This is a genomic window from Amycolatopsis speibonae, assembly GCF_042647925.1.
Taxonomy (GTDB): Bacteria; Actinomycetota; Actinomycetes; order Mycobacteriales; family Pseudonocardiaceae; genus Amycolatopsis; species Amycolatopsis speibonae.
In genome coordinates this window covers 78,069-98,924 of the sequence record NZ_JBHRWK010000168.1, presented here as the reverse complement: position 1 = coordinate 98,924, position 20,856 = coordinate 78,069, and the positions used below count along the sequence as shown (strand labels likewise).

The 20,856-nt window shown below is 68.1% G+C and carries 17 protein-coding genes; 10 read left to right on the top strand and 7 right to left on the bottom strand.

The genetic code is table 11. From position 1 onward, the window contains the following. Positions 1 to 351: 351 nt before the first annotated feature. The 4 genes from ACFOSH_RS45070 to ACFOSH_RS45055 all read right to left on the bottom strand — a co-directional run bounded on the left by ACFOSH_RS45070 (position 352) and on the right by ACFOSH_RS45055 (position 8,361). Positions 352 to 1,572 (bottom strand): low temperature requirement protein A, encoded by a 1,221-nt coding sequence (locus ACFOSH_RS45070; protein WP_378248159.1) that lies wholly within the window; start codon positions 1,570 to 1,572, stop codon positions 352 to 354. A gap of 456 nt (positions 1,573 to 2,028) precedes the next feature. Further along, positions 2,029 to 3,501, bottom strand: a complete 1,473-nt coding sequence (locus ACFOSH_RS45065) for an MFS transporter (RefSeq protein ID WP_378248157.1) — start codon at positions 3,499 to 3,501, stop codon at positions 2,029 to 2,031. Further along, positions 3,501 to 7,085: a DNA polymerase III subunit alpha gene (gene dnaE / locus ACFOSH_RS45060; RefSeq protein WP_378248155.1), complete on the bottom strand. Its 3,585-nt coding sequence runs from the start codon at positions 7,083 to 7,085 to the stop codon at positions 3,501 to 3,503. Before dnaE ends, ACFOSH_RS45065 begins: the two co-directional genes overlap by 1 nt. Before the next feature lie 190 nt (positions 7,086 to 7,275). Continuing rightward, a complete protein-coding gene (locus ACFOSH_RS45055) occupies positions 7,276 to 8,361 on the bottom strand; it encodes a plasmid pRiA4b ORF-3 family protein (protein ID WP_378248153.1) in 1,086 nt (361 codons plus the stop codon). A 132-nt stretch (positions 8,362 to 8,493) separates the two neighbouring features. Here ACFOSH_RS45055 and ACFOSH_RS45050 point away from each other — a divergent pair, with 132 nt between their 5' ends. The 7 genes from ACFOSH_RS45050 (at position 8,494) to ACFOSH_RS45020 (ending at position 15,557) form a co-directional block, all read left to right on the top strand. Beyond that, positions 8,494 to 8,895 (top strand): nitroreductase/quinone reductase family protein, encoded by a 402-nt coding sequence (locus ACFOSH_RS45050; protein WP_378248151.1) that lies wholly within the window; start codon positions 8,494 to 8,496, stop codon positions 8,893 to 8,895. A 187-nt stretch (positions 8,896 to 9,082) separates the two neighbouring features. Next, positions 9,083 to 9,223 (top strand): hypothetical protein, encoded by a 141-nt coding sequence (locus tag ACFOSH_RS45045; protein WP_378248149.1) that lies wholly within the window; start codon positions 9,083 to 9,085, stop codon positions 9,221 to 9,223. A gap of 98 nt (positions 9,224 to 9,321) precedes the next feature. Then, on the top strand, positions 9,322 to 9,993 hold the full coding sequence (locus tag ACFOSH_RS45040; protein WP_378248147.1) for a FadR/GntR family transcriptional regulator: 672 nt from the start codon (positions 9,322 to 9,324) through the stop codon (positions 9,991 to 9,993). A gap of 4 nt (positions 9,994 to 9,997) precedes the next feature. Next, the gene (locus ACFOSH_RS45035; RefSeq protein WP_378248145.1) at positions 9,998 to 11,437 is read left to right on the top strand and encodes an amino acid permease; all 1,440 of its coding nucleotides are present in this window, start codon (positions 9,998 to 10,000) and stop codon (positions 11,435 to 11,437) included. After that, positions 11,434 to 12,387: an asparaginase gene (locus ACFOSH_RS45030; protein WP_378248143.1), complete on the top strand. Its 954-nt coding sequence runs from the start codon at positions 11,434 to 11,436 to the stop codon at positions 12,385 to 12,387. The genes ACFOSH_RS45035 and ACFOSH_RS45030 overlap by 4 nt, the downstream gene beginning before the upstream one ends. A 9-nt stretch (positions 12,388 to 12,396) precedes the next feature. Next, entirely contained in the window at positions 12,397 to 13,785 is a 1,389-nt protein-coding gene (gene aspA / locus ACFOSH_RS45025) for an aspartate ammonia-lyase (RefSeq protein ID WP_378248141.1), read from the top strand. Positions 13,786 to 13,934: 149 nt separating this feature from the next. After that, the gene (locus ACFOSH_RS45020; RefSeq protein ID WP_378248139.1) at positions 13,935 to 15,557 is read left to right on the top strand and encodes a CocE/NonD family hydrolase; all 1,623 of its coding nucleotides are present in this window, start codon (positions 13,935 to 13,937) and stop codon (positions 15,555 to 15,557) included. On the opposite strand, the gene ACFOSH_RS45015 is transcribed toward ACFOSH_RS45020, so the two are convergent. Together ACFOSH_RS45015 and ACFOSH_RS45010 are read right to left on the bottom strand one after the other, a co-directional pair. Continuing rightward, positions 15,554 to 16,315: a phosphodiesterase gene (locus ACFOSH_RS45015; protein WP_378248137.1), complete on the bottom strand. Its 762-nt coding sequence runs from the start codon at positions 16,313 to 16,315 to the stop codon at positions 15,554 to 15,556. The genes ACFOSH_RS45020 and ACFOSH_RS45015 overlap by 4 nt on opposite strands. A 4-nt stretch (positions 16,316 to 16,319) precedes the next feature. Continuing rightward, the gene (locus ACFOSH_RS45010) at positions 16,320 to 16,949 is read right to left on the bottom strand and encodes a GntR family transcriptional regulator (RefSeq protein WP_378248135.1); all 630 of its coding nucleotides are present in this window, start codon (positions 16,947 to 16,949) and stop codon (positions 16,320 to 16,322) included. 46 nt (positions 16,950 to 16,995) lie between these two features. Here ACFOSH_RS45010 and ACFOSH_RS45005 point away from each other — a divergent pair, with 46 nt between their 5' ends. Then, positions 16,996 to 18,174: an aminotransferase class V-fold PLP-dependent enzyme gene (locus ACFOSH_RS45005; RefSeq protein WP_378248133.1), complete on the top strand. Its 1,179-nt coding sequence runs from the start codon at positions 16,996 to 16,998 to the stop codon at positions 18,172 to 18,174. Here the strand turns inward: ACFOSH_RS45005 and ACFOSH_RS45000 are convergent. After that, the gene (locus ACFOSH_RS45000; protein ID WP_378248131.1) at positions 18,171 to 18,662 is read right to left on the bottom strand and encodes a DUF1453 domain-containing protein; all 492 of its coding nucleotides are present in this window, start codon (positions 18,660 to 18,662) and stop codon (positions 18,171 to 18,173) included. The genes ACFOSH_RS45005 and ACFOSH_RS45000 overlap by 4 nt on opposite strands. 63 nt (positions 18,663 to 18,725) lie before the next feature. Here ACFOSH_RS45000 and ACFOSH_RS44995 point away from each other — a divergent pair, with 63 nt between their 5' ends. Further along, on the top strand, positions 18,726 to 19,355 hold the full coding sequence (locus ACFOSH_RS44995; protein WP_378248129.1) for a TetR/AcrR family transcriptional regulator: 630 nt from the start codon (positions 18,726 to 18,728) through the stop codon (positions 19,353 to 19,355). Next, positions 19,352 to 20,848: an AMP-binding protein gene (locus ACFOSH_RS44990; RefSeq protein ID WP_378248127.1), complete on the top strand. Its 1,497-nt coding sequence runs from the start codon at positions 19,352 to 19,354 to the stop codon at positions 20,846 to 20,848. The genes ACFOSH_RS44995 and ACFOSH_RS44990 overlap by 4 nt, the downstream gene beginning before the upstream one ends. Positions 20,849 to 20,856: the final 8 nt, after the last annotated feature.

Sequence of the window (20,856 nt, the reverse complement as noted above, 5' to 3'; positions counted from 1 at the left end):
CACGAGGTTACATATACATAAGCTCTACTGGCTTAGTTCACTAGCACACTGTTGAGTTCTCAAGCAACACACCCCAGATCGCACCACAGTCACGCGGCCTTATCTGAAGCAGTTATTTCTTGGCTTTTGTTCGGAGCACACCCTAACACCTGCTCGAAACTGTCGTTTCAGCGGGGTAAAGTTACCTCTCCGGTTCGGGACCACCCACTCTACCACCATCCGGTGGGAGCTTGGTTCGTGTTCCCGGCGGCCGCTCGGTTTCCCTGGCGACGAAGAGAACATTACACGGCCCGAAACCGGCGTTTACAGGGGGGTCCCTTTTTTCGCGCCGACGCTCTGACCTGCGTCGATCTAGCTTTCAGCCGCCGCGTCACCCGAAGCGGCGCCTGGCGCCGGCTCGCCGTGGGTCGCGACCACCGTCAACACGACGAGGGCGGCGGCGAGCCCGGCGGTGAGGTGGATGGGCGCGGGCGTGAACGACGCGGCGAGCACGAGCACCGCGGTCACCGGGAAGCCGATCGCGATCGGACGGCATTCGTTGCTCGGCCCGATGTGCATCAGCCAGACGCTCAGCAGGTAGATCGCGACGGGCACGGTCGTCGCCATGGCGGCGGGCAGCGAGGCGACGTGCCCGGTGTGCGTGTCGTAGTCGACCGCGACTTCGAGGCCGGCGCCGAGCGCGGCCGCCGAGGCGAAGATCAGGTAGTGCCCGTAACCCCAGCTCGCGACGGTGAACAGGTTCTTCGCCTTCTCGAGCCGGATGTGGCCCGGCTGGTCGAAGTACAGCCACCACAGGGAGAAGAGCAGCACGAGCCCGGCGGCGGCGAGCGAGATCAGGCTGCCGGTGTGCTCGCCCTCGTCCAGCCCTTCCTTGACCGCGGTGGTCGCGCCGAGGATGGATTCACCCAGCACGATGATCGTGAACAGGCCGTAGCGCTCGGCGATGTGGTGCGGATGCCAGCCCGTCCAGCGCTTGCGTTCGGCGATCACCGGGACCGCGAGCTCGGCCACCAGGAGCACGAGGAACGACGGCAGCCCCAGCGATTCCGGCAGACCCAGGCGAACGATCCACAGGATCTGGACGATCGTGATGCCGACGGCGTACCGGAGCGCGGCCGGGCGGCACCGCGGATCGGTCCGCGCGGCGCGCAGCCACTGCACGACCATCGCCAGCCGCATCAGGACATAGCCGGCGACCATGATCCTGAAGTCGCCTTCGAAGGCCGACGAGACACCGGCGGCGACGGTCAGCCCGCCGGCGATCTGCACCAGCGTCACCAGCCGGTACAGCACGTCGTCGGTGTCGAACGACGACGCGAACCAGCTGAAGTTCAGCCAGCCCCACCAGATCGCGAAGAACACCATCCCGAAGCTGAGCACCCCGTGCCCGATGTGGTTCTCGGCGATCGCGTGGTGCAGACCGGCGGCGGCCTGCGCGACGGCGACCACGAAACACAGGTCGAACAACAGCTCCAACGGGGTCGCGACCCGGTGTCCCTCACCGGAGTCGCGCATCGTCATCGGCCGGTACCAGACCCGCAGCCGATTCCGCCGGACAGAACTCTCCGCCATCTCCGCTCCTCGCACTCTCGATCTGCGGAGATCTTCGCAGCCGGAGGCGGTTCACACACTCGGAGAAACGCGCGGCGGGTGGGTCCGGGCCGGGTGCACCTCCCCAGGCGACCCCGCGCGGACCCACCCGCGCGAATGCCTCACCGGGCCTCGGCTCGTCAGTGGTGGTGAGCCGGCTGCCGCCGAACGGTCCCCCGCGGACGCCGACGGCTGTCCACCGGCTCGTGACCGTAGGTGTCCATTCCTGAGAAACTCCGGACTCACCACGATCGCTTCGCCGATCGATCCATCCCCGATCGATCGACAGAAATACCACTGTCGGTAGCCAAGTCACAGCAGTGAAGGCTCCGTAAGGTCTACCTGGTTGCTCTGAGTAGCACCAGAGGATGACAGCCTCAGTCACTCGGATGGAGCATTGAGTCTTGCCGAACGTAGTCACCGGTACGCACGGATGACTCAGCCCCGTTGACTGTCGGCGGCAGCCCTGTCGGCTTCCTCCCGCTCAGTGAGCGAACGCCGGTTCCGGCGCGCGCGAAGCTCGATCACCGCGAGTAAGAGCGCCGAACTCGTCAAAACGGCGGCGCAGAGCATCGCCGCGGTCAGCGCCGACGGGTAGCCGCCGTTCGCGCCCAGTACCGCGTGGAAGACCGAGGCCAGCACGACCGTGCCGATCGCGGTGCCGATCCGCTGACCGGTCTGCAGCGCTCCCCCGGCCACGCCTGCCATCGACGTCGGCACGCATTCCAGGGTCAGCGTGGTGTTGGGCGAGATGACCATGCCGCCACCGACGCCGGCGACGAGCAACGGCACCGCGAACCACCAGCCCGCCGCGGCGCCGGGATCCTGACCGGCGAGGACGGCGACCGTGACCATCCCGGCGATCACCATGACCAGCCCGGTGACGGTGAGCTTTCGGCCCCATTTCGGCACCAGCCGTCCCGCGATCGCCGCCGACACGGCCGAGCCGAGGGCGAAGGAGGTGACGGCCAGTCCGGACTGCAGTGGCGTGTAACCGAGGCCTTCCTGGAAGAAGAGGGCGAAGACCAGCCACATGCCGGTGAACCCGCTGAAGTACAGCGTGCCGACGGCGGCACCCGTGGCGTAGCCGGGAGTGCCGGTGAACAGTCGCGTATCCAGCAGCGGCGGACGGCCGCGCCGCACCATCGAGCGCTCCCAGCGCACGAACGCGAAGCCGAAGACCACCGCGACGACGAACAGCCACCACAGGCTGCTCAGCCCGCCCTGCTCGGATTCGATCAACGGGAGCAGGACCCCGAGGACGGCCACACCCAGCAGCATGATGCCGACGAAGTCGATCTCGCCTCGCAAGCCTTTCGACGGTCTCTCCGCTTTCGGGAGCCATCTCAATGCCAGGGCGAACGCCAGGATGCCGATGGGCACGTTCACGTAGAAGACCCAGCGCCAGCCTTCCGGGTCGCCGAACACGGCGAGGATCACGCCGCCGAGCACCGGGCCGACGGCGGTCGAGATCCCGACGGTGGCACCGAACATCCCGAACGCGCGGCCACGTTCCGCGCCGCGGAACAGATCCTGGATCATGCCGCTGTTCTGCGGCGTCATCATGCCCGACGCGACGCCCTGCAGGAGCCGCGCGGCGATCAGCGTCGTCTCGTCGGGCGCGGCACCGGCGAACGCGCTGGTCAGCACGAACGCGGCGAGCGCGAACAGGAACATGCGGCGGCGGCCGAGCGCGTCACCGAGCCTGCCACCGGTCACCAGCACCAGCCCGAAGGCCAGCGCGTAACCCGAAACGACCCACTGGATCCCGCCGCTCGACGCGCCGAGATCCTGCTGGATCGAGGGCAGCGCCGTGTTGACGATGCTGACGTCGAGCAGGCCCATGAACCCGGCGGCGAGAGAGACGGCGAGCGCCTTCCAGCGCCGGGGGTCGGGTTCGTAGGTGCTCATCAGGTGCTGGCGGCGATCCCGGGGATGCCCTTGAGCTCACCGATCAGCATCGACGTCACTTTCACCGGATAGTCGTACAGCGCGAAGACCGTCTGGTTCTTGCCGACCAGTTTGAGGTGCACCGGGGTCTCGCCCTTGTGGGCCAGCAGTGTCTGCTTCAGTTCGCTGACCACCGACTGGTCGATCTTCTCCGCCGCGGCCAGCAGGACGAGAGGCAGATCCTCGTCACCGTTGCCGATCTCGGACAGGTCGAGCGGCACGAGCCCGCCGCCGAAGATGGACATCTTGTCCTCGCGCCAGTTCACCCGGCCCTTGACCAAGACCGCGTTGTCCTCGATGAGGTCGGCGGAGAACATCGCGTACGACTTCGGGAAGTACAGGACCTCCAGCGAGGCGTCCATGTCCTCGACGGTGCAGATCGCCCAGGGCTCGCCCTTCTTGTTGACCCGGCGCTCCAGCGAGGTGATCAGCCCGGAGATGATCAGCTCGCCTTCCTTGGGCGGGTCGGAGATGATCGCGGCGATCGGCCGCGGGGCGTGTTTGCGCAGGATGCGTTCGGCGCCGTCCAGCGGGTGCGCCGAGACGTAGAGGCCGAGCATCTCCCGTTCGTAGGCGAGGAGTTGCTTCCGCGGGTACTCCTCTTCACCGAACTTCAGGTGCGCGAGCGGCGAAGAGGACACGGCGGCTTCCGCGTCGTCGTCCCCGCCGAAACCGAAGAGGTCGAACTGGCCCATCGCCTCCTGGCGCTTGAGCGGGACCACGGCCTCGACCGCGTCCTCGTGCACCTGGATCATCGAAAGCCGGGAGTTGCCGAGCGAGTCGAACCCACCCGCCTTGATCAGCGATTCGATGACCCGCTTGTTGCAGGCCACCAGTTCGGACTTGTCGAGGAAGTCGGTGAAGGTGGAGTACTTCCCCTTCTCGCCGCGGGTCTTGATGATCGACTCGACGACGTTCGCGCCGACGTTGCGGACGGCACCCATGCCGAAGCGGATGTCGCCCCCGACGGCCGCGAACCTCAGCGCCGACTCGTTGACGTCCGGCGGGAGCACCTTGATCCCGAGACGGCGGCACTCCGAGAGGTAGACCGCGGACTTGTCCTTGTTGTCACCGACCGAGGTGAGCAGCGCGGCCATGTACTCCGGCGTGAAGTTCGCCTTGAGGTACGCGGTCCAGTAGGAGATCAGGCCGTACGCGGCCGCGTGGCTCTTGTTGAACGCGTAGCCGGCGAACGGGAGGATCGTGTCCCAGAGCGCCTTCACCGCTTCCGGCGAGAACCCGCCTTCGATCAGCGGGCTGGCCTTCATCCCGGCCTCGAAGCCCTCGTACTCGAGATCGAGGACTTCCTTCTTCTTCTTACCCATGGCCCGGCGGAGCACGTCCGCGCGGCCCATCGTGTACCCGGCCACCTTCTGGCCGATGTGCATGATCTGCTCCTGATAGACGATCAGGCCGTAGGTGTCGGCCAGGATCTCCTTCAGGGGCTCCTCGAGCTGCGGGTGGATCGGCTTGACCTTCTGCCGATTGTTCTTCCTGTCGGCGTAGTCGTTGTGCGCGTTCATGCCCATCGGGCCGGGGCGGTACAGCGCGCCCACCGCCACGATGTCGTCGAACACCGTCGGCTGCATCCGGCGCAGCAGATCCCGCATCGGCCCGCCGTCCAGCTGGAACACGCCGAGCGTGTCTCCCCTGGCGAGCAGCTTGTACGTCTCCGGGTCTTCGACGCCGAGGGTGTCGAGGTCGATGTCGACCCCGCGGTTGGTCTTGATGTTGTCGATCGCGTCACCGATGACGGTGAGGTTCCGCAGGCCCAGGAAGTCCATCTTGAGCAGGCCGATGTTCTCGCACGACGGGTAGTCCCAGCCGGTGATGATCGAGCCGTCGTCGCGCTGCCACAGCGGGATGGCGTCGGTCAGCGGGTCGCAGGACATGATGACCGCGCAGGCGTGGACGCCGGCGTTGCGGATCAGCCCTTCGAGGCCGCGGGCGGTCTCGAAGATCGTCTTGCACTCTTCGTCGGTCTCGACGAGCGCGCGGACCTCGGCGGCCTCGCCGTACCGCTCGTGCTTCGAGTCGACGATGCCCGAGAGCGGGATGTCCTTCGCCATGATCGGCGGCGGCAGTGCCTTCGAGATCCGGTCCGCGATCGCGTACCCCGGCTGGCCGAAGTGGACGCGGGCGGAGTCCTTGATGGCCGCCTTGGTCTTAATGGTGCCGAAGGTGATGACCTGCGCGACCTTGTCGACGCCGTACTTGTCGGTGGCGTAGCGGATCATCTCGCCGCGACGACGGTCGTCGAAGTCGATGTCGATATCGGGCATGGACACGCGCTCGGGGTTCAGGAACCGCTCGAACAGCAGCTTCTGCGGGATCGGGTCCAGGTTGGTGATACCGAGGACGTACGCGACCAGCGAACCGGCGGCGGAACCACGGCCGGGGCCGACGCGGATGCCGACCTTGCGGGCGTAGTTGATGAGGTCGGCGACGATGAGGAAGTAGGCGGGGAAGCCCTTCCCGATGATGACGTCGAGCTCGATCTCGATGCGCTCGTTGTAGTACTCGTCCGGGACGCCCTCGGGGTACCGCCACTTGAGGCCCCGCCCGACCTCTTCCCGCAGCCAGGTGCCCTGGTCGTAGCCGTCGGGCACCTCGAAGAACGGCAGCCTGTCCTTGTGCGTGTAGACGTCCTTGTAGGACTCGACGCGCTCGGCGATCAGCAGCGTCGAGTCGGCGGCGCCGGGGACTTCCTTGTCCCAGTACTCGCGCATGTCGGCGGCCGACTTCAGGTAGTAGCCGTCACCGTCGAACTTGAACCGGTTCGGGTCGTTCAGCGTCTTGCCCGCCTGCACGCACAGCAGCGCGGAGTGGGTGTCGGCCTGGTCCTTGGTGACGTAGTGCGAGTCGTTGGTGGCCAGCGGCCGGAGGTCGAGCAGCTTGCCGACCTCGAGCAGGCCCTCACGGACCGACCGCTCGATCGGCAGGCCGTGGTCCATCAGTTCGAGGAAGAAGTTGTCGGCGCCGAAGATGTCCTTGTAGTCGGACGCGGCCTGGATCGCTTCGGTGCGCTGCCCCAGCCGGAGCCTCGTCTGCACCTCGCCGGACGGGCAGCCGGTGGTCGCGATGATGCCTTGGTGGTTCTCCGCGATCAGCTCGCGGTCCATCCGGGGCTTGCGGTAGTAGCCCTGCATGCTCGCGAGCGAAGAGAGCTTGAACAGGTTCCGCAGGCCGGTGGAGTTCTCGGCGAGCATCGTCATGTGGGTGTACGAACCGCTACCGGAGACGTCACCGCCCTCACCGAACTCGTCCGAGCCACGCTGGTTGGCCTGCCCCCAGAAGACCGGCTTCTTGTGGAAGCGGCTCTCCGGCGCGACGTAGGCCTCGATGCCGATGATCGGCTTGAGCTCGTGCTTGACCGCCTGCTGGTAGAACTCGTCCGCGCCGTACATGTTGCCGTGGTCGGTCATGCCGACCGCGGGCATGCCCAGGCGCGCCGCCTCCTTGAACAAGGGGGCGATCTTCGCCGCACCATCGAGCATCGAGTACTCGGTGTGCACATGCAGGTGGACGAAGGAATCGTTCGACACCAGCGAAAACCTCCCCTAGGCAGACGGATCCCTGGCTGCTTGACGCGGGCCGGTCCTCCCACCTTATGCGCCGAGTCCAGACGGCACTTGGGCGGGATGGCGGGCCGCCGCGGCAAGCTTCCTCCCGTAATCGGCCAGTGCCAAATAGGCGCGCGGAGAGGCCTCGGTTACCCCCGAACGGGGTGCCGGGTCAGCCCAGCCGAGCCAGCCGCTCGTCGACCACCTCCTTGTCGAACCACTCCGGGTCGAACCCGTGGCCGCCGAGCTCTTCGAGCAGCCCCTCGTTCTCTTCGTCGTCCGGATCGCGCAGTGCCTCCAGCACCATCTCGTAGCTGCTCGGGCCTTCGCATTCCGACGGCGGCGCGGCGCGTTCGCCGTCGAGGCAACTCGGCGCTTCGGGGAGGGCGGCCAGCCGCTCGACGCGGATCCAGTGCCTCCAGCCTTCCGACTCGTAGACGAGCCTGTGGCCGGGCGAAGTGATGACCTGGCCGAGTGTCACCTCGTCGTCCAGTCGGTCGCCCTCGCCGCTCTGGGCATCGACGCTGAAGCCGCCGTACGCGGTCTCGAACCGGTGATACCGCCGCTCGTCGCTGTCGAACGCGGCCGCGAGGATCCGGTGCAGTCCGGCGAGGGTGCCGTCGGAGCGGACTTCGAGCCGTCGCCAGATCGCGTCGTCCGGCTCGGACAGGGCGACCGCCAACCGGAGTCCGGTGGCCGGCACGGGCGGGGGCAGGACGAGCGGCAGCTGATCGGCCGATGACACGCGGGGCAACGGTTCGTAGTCGGGAAGGCCGAGCCATCGGCGCAACTGGACGGCGCGCTCGGACAGATCGGGCCTCGGGTCGGTCCCCAGCTCCAGCAGCTCGGGGATCGTCTCCCGGATCCAGGCGTCCGAGTCCGCCCGGCCGATCAGGGCCGATTCGACCTGGCTCCGGAACTCCTCAGGGGTCAACGGTGCCTCGGTCACCCCGAAGCCGTCACGAAGAACCGCCAGGGAGTCCGAGGGATCGGGGTGGAGTTCGATCACGTCGACCTCGCGACCGTTGACCATCACCTCGACACCCACCGAACGTTTGCCGGCGGTCAGCGTGGCGGCCAGGACCACGAAGTCCTGATCCACCTGGCCTTGGACGACACAGTCCGACAGCTCGATCGGTCCGTGGAGCAACTTCGGCCAGCGCTCCACCCTGGTCACGTCCAAGGGCGGACGCGTCCGGTGGGAGCGCTGGTTCTTCGGTCTTTTGGCGGGCTTGCGGCCGCGGCTGACGGGGGACACTGGATCAGTATCGCCAGCGGCACCGACAGTTTCGCCAGCCGTGAGCAGCCATGATCCAAAAGTGCTTGCCGACCTGGGCGCGAGTGGGCAGACTGACCAGCCGCCAAGATCACCGAACCGCCCGGAGAGTTGATGATCGACCTGCAGGCCATGAACGAACGCGTGATCGCGGAGTTCCGCGCGAACGGCCGCCACGGCGACGGTCTCCCGACGCTGCTGCTCACCACCACCGGCGCCCGAACCGGACGGCGGCATGTGACGCCGATGCTGTTCCTGGCCGACGACGACCGCTACATCGTGTTCGCCGCGAACGGGGGTGCCCCCGGCCATCCGGACTGGTATCGCAACCTGGTCGCGGAGTCGTCTGTCGACGTCGAAGCGGACGGAGAGGCCTTCACCGCTCACGCGATCGAGGTCACCGGAGCGGCTCGGGACCGTCTGTTCGCGAAGCAGGCGAAGGCGTTCCCGCGGCTGGCGGAGCACCAGTCGAAGACCAGCCGCCTGTTCCCGGTGATCGCGCTCAAGCGCGTCTGACATCTGGACTCTGGCCGCGGGTTGATCGCCGGTTCGGTCCGTGAAGGCCTCCTTCCCTACCTTCAGCGTAGGGAAGGAGGCCTTCACGGACTTCCGGATCGCCACATGCGCCCCACGCGCACCGGCAGTCACAGCCGCCAAAGGGAACTCGACCTTCACGCCTTGCCGAAGCGGCGGCACCGACGTTGTGACCCTGACCACTTTCGCCCGGGAATCCGGTGCCACCACCGAACTCCGCGCCCGCGAAGGCGCCCAGCACGGCTTCCGTTTCTCGGGCAGGTACACCGCCGACGCGGACCTCGCAGCGTGGATCGGCGCCCTCGGCTGATCGCTTGACAAAGCGTTGGACCGACCGCACGATCTCGTCTCATGAACCTGTCTGACAGCCAGACAGCCGGACATGGTGGTCCAAGACGCATCAGCGCGATGGAAGCCGTTCTGGCCCATCTCCGCGGCGCCATCGAACGCGGCGAGTACCCCGTCGGCCACAAGCTGCCGTCGGAATCAGCGCTCGGCAAGGAGTTCGAGGTCAGCCGTTCGGTCGTCCGCGAAGCGTTGCGGGGACTGCAGGCACTCGGGCTCACCGTGTCCAAAACGGGCAAAGGGACCTTCGTGACCGCCACCGGGCCGGTCGAGAATCCCACTTTCGGGACCTACTCGGCCCGCGACCTGTTCGAGGTCCGGCGTCACGTCGAGATCCCCGTCGCCGGGTACGCGGCCGTGCGCCGCAGCACCGACGACCTAGACCTCCTCGGTCACCTCGTCGAGCGCATGGATCTCGAAACCGACAACACCGCGTGGGTGGCGCTGGACTCGCTGTTCCACATCACCATCGCCCAGGCCTCGGGCAATCCGGTGTTCGGCAAGGTCATCGAAGAGATCCGGGACGCGCTGGCCCGCCAATCCTCTTTTCTCAACCAATTGGGTGGCCGTCGGACCCGCTCGAACACCGAGCACCGTGAGATCGTCACCGCCATCGCCTCCGGTTCCGAAGCGGACGCCGTCGCGGCGATGACCTCCCATCTCGAGCACGTCGAGAACGCGCTGACCACCATCGTGCGGCCGGGCCACACGACGCACCAGAACAAGGACGACTGACACCGTGACCGAACAGACCCTCAGCGCGGACGGCAAAGCCGCGCCGGTGCCGGCCGACGCCGGTGACGCCGGCTACGACAAGGCGCTGAAGCCCCGCCACGTCAACATGATCGCGATCGGCGGCGCCATCGGCACCGGCCTGTTCCTCGGCGCGGGCGGACGGCTCGCGCAGGCGGGCCCGGCGCTCGCGATCGTTTACGCGGTCTGCGGGCTTTTCGCGTTCTTCGTGGTGCGCTCGCTCGGCGAACTCATCCTGTACCGCCCCTCCTCCGGCGCCTTCGTTTCCTACGCCCGGGAATTCATGGGCGAGAAAGGCGCTTTCGTCGCGGGCTGGATGCACTTCCTGAACTGGTCGACGACCGGGATCGCGGATATCACCGCGATCGCGCTGTACGCGCATTTCTGGTCCTTCTTCACACCGATCCCGCAGTGGGTGCTCGCGCTCATCGCGCTCGCCGTGGTGCTGGCGCTGAACATGGTGTCGGTCAAGCTGTTCGGCGAGATGGAGTTCTGGTTCGCCATCATCAAGGTCGCCGCGCTGGTGACCTTCATGGGGATCGGGATCTGGCTGCTGGTCACCCAGCAGCCGATCGACGGGCAGACGCCCGGCTTCTCGCTGCTCTCCGACAACGGCGGGATCTTCCCGGCGGGCCTGCTGCCGATGGTACTGATCGTCCAGGGCGTCGTGTTCGCCTACGCCTCGGTCGAACTGGTCGGCGTCGCCGCCGGTGAGACGGAGAACCCGCGCAAGATCATGCCGAAGGCGATCAACTCGATCATGTGGCGGATCGGGATCTTCTACGTCGGTTCGGTGGTCCTGCTGGCGATGCTGATGCCGTGGGACTCCTACTCGAAGAAGGAGAGCCCGTTCGTCACCGTGCTGTCGCATATCGGCGTGCCGCAGGCGGGCAACGTGATGAACCTGGTGGTGCTGACGGCGGCGCTGTCCAGCCTGAACTCGGGTCTCTACTCCACCGGCCGCATCCTGCGTTCGATGTCGCTCGCCGGATCCGCGCCGAAGTTCACCGGCGTGATGAACAAGAACCACGTGCCCTACGGCGGGATCCTGCTCACCGCCGCGGTCTGTGTGCTCGGTGTCGGCCTGAACGCCATCGTGCCGAGCGAGGCTTTCGAGATCGTGCTGAACTTCGCCGCCGTCGGCATCCTCGGCACCTGGGCGATCATCGTGCTGTCGCATCTGATGTTCGTCCGCAAGGCCAAGCGCGGCGAGGTGGAACGCCCGTCGTACCGGCTGCCGTTCTCGCCCTACACCGAGATCGCGACGCTGGTCTTCCTCGCCGCCGTCGTCGTGCTGATGGGCTTCGACGAGATCGGCCGGATCACCCTGTACTGCCTGCCGGTCATCGGGCTCGCGCTGGTGGCGGGCTGGTTCGGGGTCCGCAAGCGGATCAACATGGACGTCTTCGAAAAGACGAAGCTGTGATCCCCGAGATCCGCGTTCCCGCGCACGAACCGCTGGTGCACCTCCTCCGCGACGGCATGGTCGAGGGGGTGCACCACGGTTCGGCCGTGGTGCTCGCGCCCGACGGCCGTGTGCTGTTCTCCGCGGGCGACATCGAAGCGGCGTTCTATCCGCGTTCGGCGGCGAAACCCTTGCAGGCCACCGCGATGGCGCGGCTCGGGGTCGAGTTGAGCCCGGCGGGGTTCGCCGTCGGCGCGGCCAGCCACTCCGGCGAGGAGATCCACCTTTCGGAGGTCCTCCGGACACTGGACGGCGCCGCGCTCACCACCGAGGATCTGCGAACGCCGGTGGATTTCCCGTTCGACCCTGTCGAGCGCGACGCCTGGTTAGCTTCCGGACGGACCGCTTCACGGTTGGCGCACAACTGTTCCGGCAAGCACGCGGCGATGCTCGCGACCTGCCGTCTGCACGGCTGGTCCACAAAGGACTACCTGGATCCGGCACACCCGCTGCAGCGCGCGATCGCGGACTGCGTCGAGGACCTGACCGGGCAACGGATCCCGAAGGTCGCCGTCGACGGCTGCGGCGCTCCCCTGTTCGCGGTCTCGCTGCACGGGCTCGCCCGCGCGGTCGGCAGGATCGCCGCGGCTTCCCCCGGAACCCCGGAAGGCCTTGTCGCCGAAGGGATCCGGAAGCATCCGGAGCTGGTCGCCGGTACCCGCCGCGACGTCACCGCGCTCATGCGCGCGGTGCCCGGCCTGATCGCCAAGGACGGTTTCGAGGCCGTCCAGGTCGCCGCGCTGCCCGACGGCACGGCGATCGCGATCAAGATCGCCGACGGCGGAGATCGCGCCCGGCGGCCGGTGCTCGCCGCCGCGCTCGCCCTGTGCGGCGTCGAGCAAGACGTGCTGGAGCCGGCCCCCGGTCTGCGCGTGGCGGGCGCGCTCGCCGAACCTCATCTCGCCGCCTAGGAGCCTTCGATGTACCGCGTGGAACACGATCTGCTGGGCGACAAGGAAGTCCCGGCCGACGCCTACTGGGGTGTGCACACCGCGCGCGCCGGGGAGAACTTCCCCATCACCGGCACCGCGATCTCCGCGTATCCGCATCTGATCGAGGCGCTCGCGTCGGTCAAGGAGGCCGCCGCGAGCGCCAACGCCGACCTGGGGCTACTGGAGCCGGACGTCGCCGGCGCGATCCGCCGGGCCTGCCGCGAGATCCGGGAAGGCGCGCTGCACGATCAGTTCGTCGTCGACGTCATCCAGGGCGGCGCGGGCACCTCGACGAACATGAACGCCAACGAGGTGATCGCGAACCGCGCGCTCGAACTGCTCGGGCACGAGAAGGGCGACTACGCCCGCGTGCACCCGAACGAACACGTGAACCTCGGGCAGTCGACGAACGACGCGTATCCGACCGCGGTCAACGTCGCCACGATCATCGCCGTCCGCGAGCTGGCCGAGGCGATGGTCGTGTTGGAGCAGGCTTTCGCGGCCAAGGCCGTCGAGTTCCACGACCTGCTGAAAATGGGCCGGACCCAGCTGCAGGACGCGGTCCCGATGACGCTGGGACAGGAGTTCGGGACCTACGCGGTCATGCTCGGGGAAGACCGGCTTCGGCTCACCGAGGCGGTGGCGCTGCTGCACGAGATCAACCTCGGCGCGACCGCGATCGGCACCGGTCTCAACGCCGCGCCCGGGTACGCCGAGGCCGCCGTCGCGCACCTTCGCGAGATCACCGGGCTCCCGGTCGAGAGCGCCGCGGATCTCGTCGAGGCGACGCAGGACTGCGGCGCGTTCGTACACCTCTCCGGCGTGCTCAAGCGGATCGCGGTGAAACTTTCGAAGAGCTGCAACGATCTGCGGCTGCTCTCGTCCGGGCCCCGGGCGGGGCTCAACGAGATCAACCTGCCGCCGGTGCAGGCGGGGTCGTCGATCATGCCCGGCAAGATCAACCCGGTGATCCCCGAGGTGGTCAACCAGGTCGCGTTCGAGGTCATCGGCAACGACGTCGCCGTCACGATGGCGGCCGAGGCGGGCCAGCTGCAGCTCAACGCGTTCGAACCGTTGATCCTGCACTCGCTTTCGGAGAGCATCACGCATCTGCGGTCGGCCTGCGTGGTGCTGGCGGAGCGGTGCGTCTCCGGGATCACCGCGAACGCCGACGTGATGCGGGGCTACGTCGAGAACTCGATCGGGCTGGTGACCGCACTGAACCCGCGCATCGGGTACGCGGCGGCGACCGAGATCGCCAAGGAGGCGCTCGAGACCGGGCGTGGCGTGGCGGAACTCGTCGTCGAGAAGGGCCTTTTGCCCGCTGAGGAGTTGGCGAAGCTGCTGAAGCCGGAGACGCTCGCGCGGCTTTCCTGAGACCAGCGGGGCGGTACCGGGCGGTCCGCCCCGCGTCATGAGGGGTCCCCATAGGACATTTTTCGTCCTATGGGGACCCCTCATGACATCCCCGACGCGGGTACCTTCGAAAGCGGAAGGTGATCATCCGCACGAAAGGTGGCCCAGGCGTGCTCGAAAGGCTCCTCGACCGATACCTCGGCCTCCCACCGGCCGAAGGCCCCTCTCCCACGGCGACCAAGGGGATCCCCGTCCCGATGCCCGACGGCGTCCGGCTGCTGGCCGACCGCTACGCCGTACCGGGTGAAGAGCCGCGGCCGGTGGTGCTGATCCGCACGCCGTACGGCCGCAAGGGCGTGATGGGCAAGATCTTCGGTGAGACGTTCGCGCGGCACGGGCTGCAGGTGGTCCTCCAGAGCACTCGCGGGACCTTCGGCTCCGGCGGCGAGTTCCGGCCGTTCCACCTGGAGAAGGAGGACGGCCTCGCCACCGTCGCCTGGCTGCGCGAGCAGCCGTGGTGCGACGGCCGGGTCGCGATGGCGGGCGCGAGCTACCTCGGCCACACCCAATGGGCCGTCGCGCCGTACCTCGACGAGCCGCTCGAAGCGCTCTGTCTCGGGGTCACCGCGTCGGAATTCGTCTCGACCTTCTATCCCGGCGGGATCCTCGCGGTCGACAACATGGTCTCGTGGTCGGCGTTGATCGGGCGCCAGGAAGGCCGGTTCGCCGGCCTGCCGAACCCTTGGCAGACGAAGAAGACCCGCCAAGCCATGGCTCACCTGCCGGTTTCCGGCGCGGACGTCGCGGCCATCGGCGAGCAGGTGCGGTTCCTGCAGGACGTCGCCGGGCACGCCGAACCCGGCGACGACTTCTGGGCACCGTCGGACCACAGCGCCGAGGTCGCCGCGCTGAGGACCCCGGTGAGCATGGTGACCGGCTGGTACGACCTGTTCATCTCCGCGCAGCTGCGCGACTTCAAGGAACTCGCCGCCGCCGGACGCGAACCGCGGATCACCATCGGCCCCTGGGCCCACGGCGAGCCCGCCAGCCTGAAAACCCTGATCACCGACCAGATCGGTTTTCTCTCCGCCCACCTGCTCGGCGATCGCGCGCCGCTGCGGCAGGCACCCGTCCGCCTGTACCTCCAGGGCACCGGGCGGTGGCTGGACTTCGAAAGCTGGCCGCCGAAGTCCGACCCCACCCCGTATTTCCTGCGGCCGGGTGGGCTGTCCCCCGCCGAGCCTGTCGAGTCGAAGCCGGGCACGTTCACCTTCGACCCGGCGGATCCGACGCCGAGCGTGGGCGGTCCCCTGCTGTCGGGTGTGCAGAAACAGCAGGACAACAAGGACGTCGAAGTGCGGCGGGACGTGCTGCTCTTCACCGGTGACAAGCTGAAGCGCGACCTCGACGTCATCGGCGAGGTCGCCGCACTGGTGTACGTCCGGACCGACCTCGGGCACGGCGACGTCTTCGTCCGACTGTGCGATGTGGACGGTCGCGGGGTCTCCCGCAACGTCACCGACGGCATCCTCCGGCTGCGCCCCGACAGTCCCGGGTCCGATGTGGACGGTGTGGTCGCGGCCGAGGTCCGGCTCGACCCGACGGCCTACCGGTTCCGGCGCGGGCACCGGCTGCGGCTGCAGGTCGCGGGCGGCGCGTTCCCGCGCTTCGCCCGCAACCACGGCACCGGCGAACCGGTTTTCAGCGCGGTGGACGGGAAACCCGCGCGGTTCGAGATCTTCCACGACCCCGCGCGTCCGTCCCGGATCACGCTGCCGGTTTTCGAAGGTTAGGCCGGGACAACCCGCTGATGCGTGGTCAGCCTGCCGTCGTCGTGCAGCACGTGGAACAGCAGCGACGGCGGCAGGTCGTAGTCGATGGGCCCGCCTTCTCCCCACGGCCGGAGGCCGTTCTCCTCCCACGGGAGCAGGATGCTCGACCCGACAGAGGGCGCGGACAGCAGCGGTAACCCCGCGAACCTCGTCGACGCCGAAGCGTGGACGTGCCCGCAGAGCAGGGCCACCACTCGCGGGTGACGGGCGAGCACTTCGGCCAGTTCGTTCTCGCCGTGCTGGCGCATCGCGTCCACCAAAGGCAGGCCCAGCGGGACCGGCGGGTGGTGGAAGGCGACGAAGGCGGGGCCGTCGCCGTCGGCGAGAACGCCGTCCAGCCAGGCCAGGGTCTCGTCGTCGAACCGCCCGTCCGGCTTGCCGGGGATACTCGAGTCGGCCATGACGAACGTGACGTCGCCGACGGTGTACGCCCTGTTGACCGGTGCGTCGTCCGGCGCCTGGCCGAGCAGCCCTTCGCGGAACGGGCCGCGCTTGTCGTGGTTGCCGGGGCAGGTGAAGAGCGGTGTGCCGGTCTTGAAGAGCTCGGCCGCGCGCCGGTACTCCTCGAGCGTGCCGTGGTCGGCGATGTCACCGGTCACCAGGATCGCGTCGACCGGCGTCACCAGGCTCTCCAGGTAGCGCATGACCCGCTCGGTGCGCTCGTCGGCGCGTTCTCCGCCGTCGAGATGGTTGTCACTCAGATGTGCCGTCACGAACATCGCGTCACCCCATGTCGTCCAGATATGCCAACGTTTTCACCCAGTTCCGCACGAGCAGCTCCAGTGCCGTCGCGAGGTCGGGGACGCGGATCGCCTCGGCGATCCGGAGATGCTCGTCGATACTCTCCCGAGAGCGTTCGACGCCACCGAAATACCGCGCGTCGTAGCGCTTCAGCAGCGGCTTCGTCTGCTCGATCAGGCGCAGCAGATGTGGATTCGTGCAACGCGAGACCAGCAGCGCGTGCCAGCGATCGTCCAAAGTGGTCAGATCGCCCTGCCGATCGAGTTCCGCGGCCATCTCGGCCGCGATCCGGTCCAGACCGCCGGTGAGGCCGGCGAGGTCCTGCGGCGAACTCCAGCGCAACGCGAGCGATTCCAGCTCCGCGACGAGCGGGTACAGCTGCCGGGCCTCTTCGGGGTCGAACGGCGGCACGAGGAAACCGCGACCGGGCGCCGAGACGAGCAGGCCTCGATCGGCCAGCCCGATCAGCGCCTCGCGCAGCGGTGTCCGGCTGACGCCCAGTTCGCGGGCGAGGTGCACCTCGTTGATCCGGCTGTCCGCGGCGATCCGGCCGTCGAGCACGCGGGCGGTGATCTCCTCCGCGAGGTCGCGCCGGAGCAGGTTCCTCGTCATCCGCACAGTATTGCATGCAGTTCAGCCGTACTGTATTCAGTTAGGCATGACGGACTTCGATGTGAACCGCGCCCGCGCCGAGACGCCGGGCTGCGCGGAAGTGGTCCACCTCAACAACGCCGGATCGTCGCTGCCGCCCGCGAGGGTGACCGACACCGTCGTCGACTACCTGCGCGAAGAAGCCCTGATCGGCGGATACGAGCAGGCCGCGGCGACCACGGAACGACTGACCGGCGTCTACGCCTCGGCCGCGCGCCTGGTCGGCGCCGAACCCGGCGACATCGCGCTGACCGACAACGCGACCCGGTCCTGGCAGGCGATCTTCTACGCGCTGCCCTTCGCCGCGGGAGACCGGATCCTGACGGCGAAGTCCGAGTACGCGAGCAACGTCATCTCCTTTCTGCAGATCGCGAAGCGCACCGGCGCCGTCGTCGAGGTGATCGAGAACGACGAGTCCGGGCAGCTGGACGTCGAGGACCTCAAGCGCCGCGTCGACGGCGACGTCAAGCTGATCGCCGTCTCCCATGTGCCGACCCAGGGCGGGCTGGTGAACCCCGCCGAGGAGATCGGCGCGGTCGCGCGGGAGGCCGGGATCCCGTTCCTGCTGGACGCGTGTCAGAGCGCCGGCCAGATCGACCTTGACGTCGCGCGACTGAACTGCGACGCGCTCAGCGTGACCGGCCGCAAGTACCTGCGCGGACCGCGGGGCACCGGGTTCCTTTACGCGCACCCGCGCCTGCGTGAACGCCTGGAGCCCGCGATGCTCGACCTTCATTCTGCGGCGTGGACAGCGCCCGAAAGCTACGAAGTCGATTCGACGGCGAAGATGTTCGAGGTCTGGGAACGCGATCACGCCGCCGTGCACGGCCTCGGCGCGGCGATCGACTACGCCCTCGAATGGGGCATGCCCGCCATCGAAGCCCGCGTCGCCGCACTCGCGGCGAAACTGCGTGACGCGCTCCGCGAGGTCCCCGGCGTCCAGGTGCACGACCAGGGCGCGCGGCAGTGCGGAATCGTCACGTTCAGCGTGGCGAAAACGCCCTCACAGGAGGTGAAACGACGTCTGGCGGCGGCGAAGATCAACGTCAGCGTCGTGGAGGCGACATCGGCCCAGTTCGACTTCACCGCGCGCGGACTGCCGTCGATGGTCCGGTCCTCGGTGCACTACTTCAACACCGAAGACGACATCGCGCTCCTCATCGGCGAGGTCGAAAAACTGGTCTAACGGCGGGAAAGCAGCGATTCGGACGGCGGGGCGAACGGCAGCCCCGTCGTTTTCGCGCGCTTGCCGATCACCAGTGCCTCCCCCAGCAGGCTGACGCCGATCGACAACGTCACCGGCCGCGCGTCGGGATGCGCGCCGGCCCCGGTGGCCAGGAACCCGATCCCGAAGTTCACCAGCATCGACAGCATCCAGACGCCGAACGTCCAGCCGGTGTAGCGCAGCCAGAGCACGCCGTCGCGCTCGAACAGCTTCGTGGTGGTGGCGCGCACCGCGCCGAGGCCGCAGCCGGCCGCGGAGCCCAGCACGAGCCAGAGCCCGTCCGCGAAGGTGAAGATTTCGAGCTTGGCCAGGCCGTAGACCCCGATCGCGAGCAGGATCACCGGCGCCCCGAACACCTCGCGGGCGACCAGCGGTTCCCCGCGCAGCCTGCGCACGATCAGCACGATCACCGCGGCGACCACCAGCGCGATCAGCAACCAGGTCCTCATGAACTCCCCCTTTGTAGCATGGCTGTGCCAAATAAAATAGCAAGCGCGTGCTATAAAGGCAACATGCCCAAGATCGTCGACCCCGAGGCCAGGCGCCTGGAAATAGCCGAAGCCGTCTTCCGCGTGATCCAGCGGGACGGTCTGGCGCAGGCGTCGCTCAGGAGCGTGGCCGAAGAGGCCGGTCTCGCGATCGGTTCGGTGCGGCACTACTTCCGCGGCCACGACGAGTTGATCGTGTTCGCCATGCGAGCGCTCGGCGACAGGCTCGAAGCGAGACTGCTGGGCCACCTCCCCGATCTGCTCGACCCCAAGACCCCGCGCTCACGGCGGCAGGAAATCACCGAAGCGCTGCTCAGCGAACTGCTCCCGGTCACCGAGCAGACCCGGGCCGAAACCGACGTCTGGCTGGCGTTCTCGGCCGCCGCGAAGAACCGCCCGGACCTCGCCGACGAGGCCGCCCGCCTGTACGAGGGGGTCCGGGCGCTTGTCCGGCGGGTGCTCGACAGCGCGAACGAAGCGGGTGGCCTGCTCGACGACCTCGACCTGGCCGTCGAGACCGAACGGCTGGCCGCGCTGCTGGACGGCCTCGCGTGGGCGACGGGCCGGACCTCGCCGGAGCTGATGCGAACGGTGCTCCGGCGACATCTGGAGAGCCTGCGGCGCCCGGAGCCGGCTGGCACGGTGAAGGGATGAGCACGTTCTACGAAGTCGCGGCCCAGGACCCCGGCCGTGTCGCGGTGATCGACGTCGACGGGCGGGAGACCACCTTCGGCGAACTGTCCGCGCGCGCGAACCAGCTGACCCACGCCCTGCGGGCGCTCGGCCTCGGCGAAGGTGATGGCATCGTCGCGATCATCCACAATGGACTCACCTACTACGAGCTGCTGCTGGCGACCCTGCAGGCCGGGATCTACTTCACCCCGGTCAATCACCGGTCCTCGCCGGGCGAGATCGCCTACATCGCGGCCAACAGCGGCGCCAAGGTGGCCGTCGCGGACGCGGACATCGCGGCCACCTGCACCAGGGAACTCAAGAGCCTGCACCGGTTTTCGCGCGGCGGGACACCGGGTTGGGCGGACTACGCGTCCTGGGGTGAGGACCAGCCCACCACCACGCCGGAGCACCGGACCTCCGGCCAGACGATGCTCTACACCTCCGGGACCACGGGGCGTCCCAAAGGCGTCCGGCGCGCCTTGTCCGGGCTGCCGCCCGCGCTGCACCCGATCCACGCGCACACCCTCGAACGCCTGGACGTCCTGCCGGGGCACGGCGTGCACCTCGTCGCCTGCCCGCTCTACCACGCGGCGCCGGGCACGTTCTCGACCGCGATCCTGCATCTCGGGCACACGCTCGTGCTGATGGACCGGTTCGACGCCGAGGAGACGTTGCGGCTCACCGAAAAGCATCGGGTGACGAGCACCCATCTGGTGCCGACGATGTTCCACCGCATGCTGCGGCTGCCCGAGGACGTCCGCGCGCGCTACGACCTGTCGAGCCTGGTCTCGGTGATCCATGGCGCCGCGCCGTGCCCGCGGGAGGTCAAGGAGCGGATGCTCGCCTGGCTCGGGCCGGTGGTCCACGAGTACTACGGCGCGTCCGAAGGCCTGATCACGGCGGTGCACGCGCGCGAATGGCTCGCCGAGCCGGGCACCGTCGGCAAGCCGCTGGACGGGGTGCGGGTCGAGGTTCTCGACGACGACGGCCGGGAACTCCCCGCCGGCGAGACCGGGACGCTCTACTTCAGTTCCGCGCACACGAAGTTCGACTATCACGATGATCCGGACAAGACGGCCGCCGCGCGCTCCGGGAAGTTCGTCACCGTCGGGGACGTCGGCTATCTCGACGCCGCGGGCCGGGTGTTCCTGTGCGACCGGCGGACGGATCTCATCCTTTCCGGCGGGGTGAACATCTATCCGGCCGAGATCGAGGCGCGGCTGCTGAGCCACCCCGACGTCGCCGACGCCGCGGTGATCGGGGAACCGGATCCCGAATGGGGACAACGGGTCGTCGCCGTCGTCCAACCGGTCGAAGGCGTCGCCGGGGACTCCGGGCTGGCGAAGCGGCTCGAAGAGCACTGCCGGGCGGAGCTCGCCGGGTTCAAGACGCCGCGCCGGTTCGATTTCCGGGAACGGCTGCCGCGGACGGAGAGCGGCAAGATGCTGCGACGGACGCTTCGGGCACCCTGATTCGCGGT

Bases quoted from the DNA above. Each gene is read 5' to 3' on its own strand.
- ACFOSH_RS45070 (WP_378248159.1), bottom strand. From the start codon at position 1,572: ATGGCGGAGAGTTCTGTCCGGCGGAATCGGCTGCGGGTCTGGTACCGG.
- ACFOSH_RS45005 (WP_378248133.1), top strand. From the start codon at position 16,996: ATGACGGACTTCGATGTGAACCGCGCCCGCGCCGAGACGCCGGGCTGC.
- ACFOSH_RS45015 (WP_378248137.1), bottom strand. From the start codon at position 16,315: ATGTTCGTGACGGCACATCTGAGTGACAACCATCTCGACGGCGGAGAA.
- ACFOSH_RS45040 (WP_378248147.1), top strand. From the start codon at position 9,322: ATGGAAGCCGTTCTGGCCCATCTCCGCGGCGCCATCGAACGCGGCGAG.
- ACFOSH_RS45000 (WP_378248131.1), bottom strand. From the start codon at position 18,662: ATGAGGACCTGGTTGCTGATCGCGCTGGTGGTCGCCGCGGTGATCGTG.
- ACFOSH_RS44995 (WP_378248129.1), top strand. From the start codon at position 18,726: ATGCCCAAGATCGTCGACCCCGAGGCCAGGCGCCTGGAAATAGCCGAA.
- ACFOSH_RS45010 (WP_378248135.1), bottom strand. From the start codon at position 16,949: ATGACGAGGAACCTGCTCCGGCGCGACCTCGCGGAGGAGATCACCGCC.
- aspA (WP_378248141.1), top strand. From the start codon at position 12,397: ATGTACCGCGTGGAACACGATCTGCTGGGCGACAAGGAAGTCCCGGCC.
- ACFOSH_RS45065 (WP_378248157.1), bottom strand. From the start codon at position 3,501: ATGAGCACCTACGAACCCGACCCCCGGCGCTGGAAGGCGCTCGCCGTC.
- ACFOSH_RS44990 (WP_378248127.1), top strand. From the start codon at position 19,352: ATGAGCACGTTCTACGAAGTCGCGGCCCAGGACCCCGGCCGTGTCGCG.
- ACFOSH_RS45050 (WP_378248151.1), top strand. From the start codon at position 8,494: ATGATCGACCTGCAGGCCATGAACGAACGCGTGATCGCGGAGTTCCGC.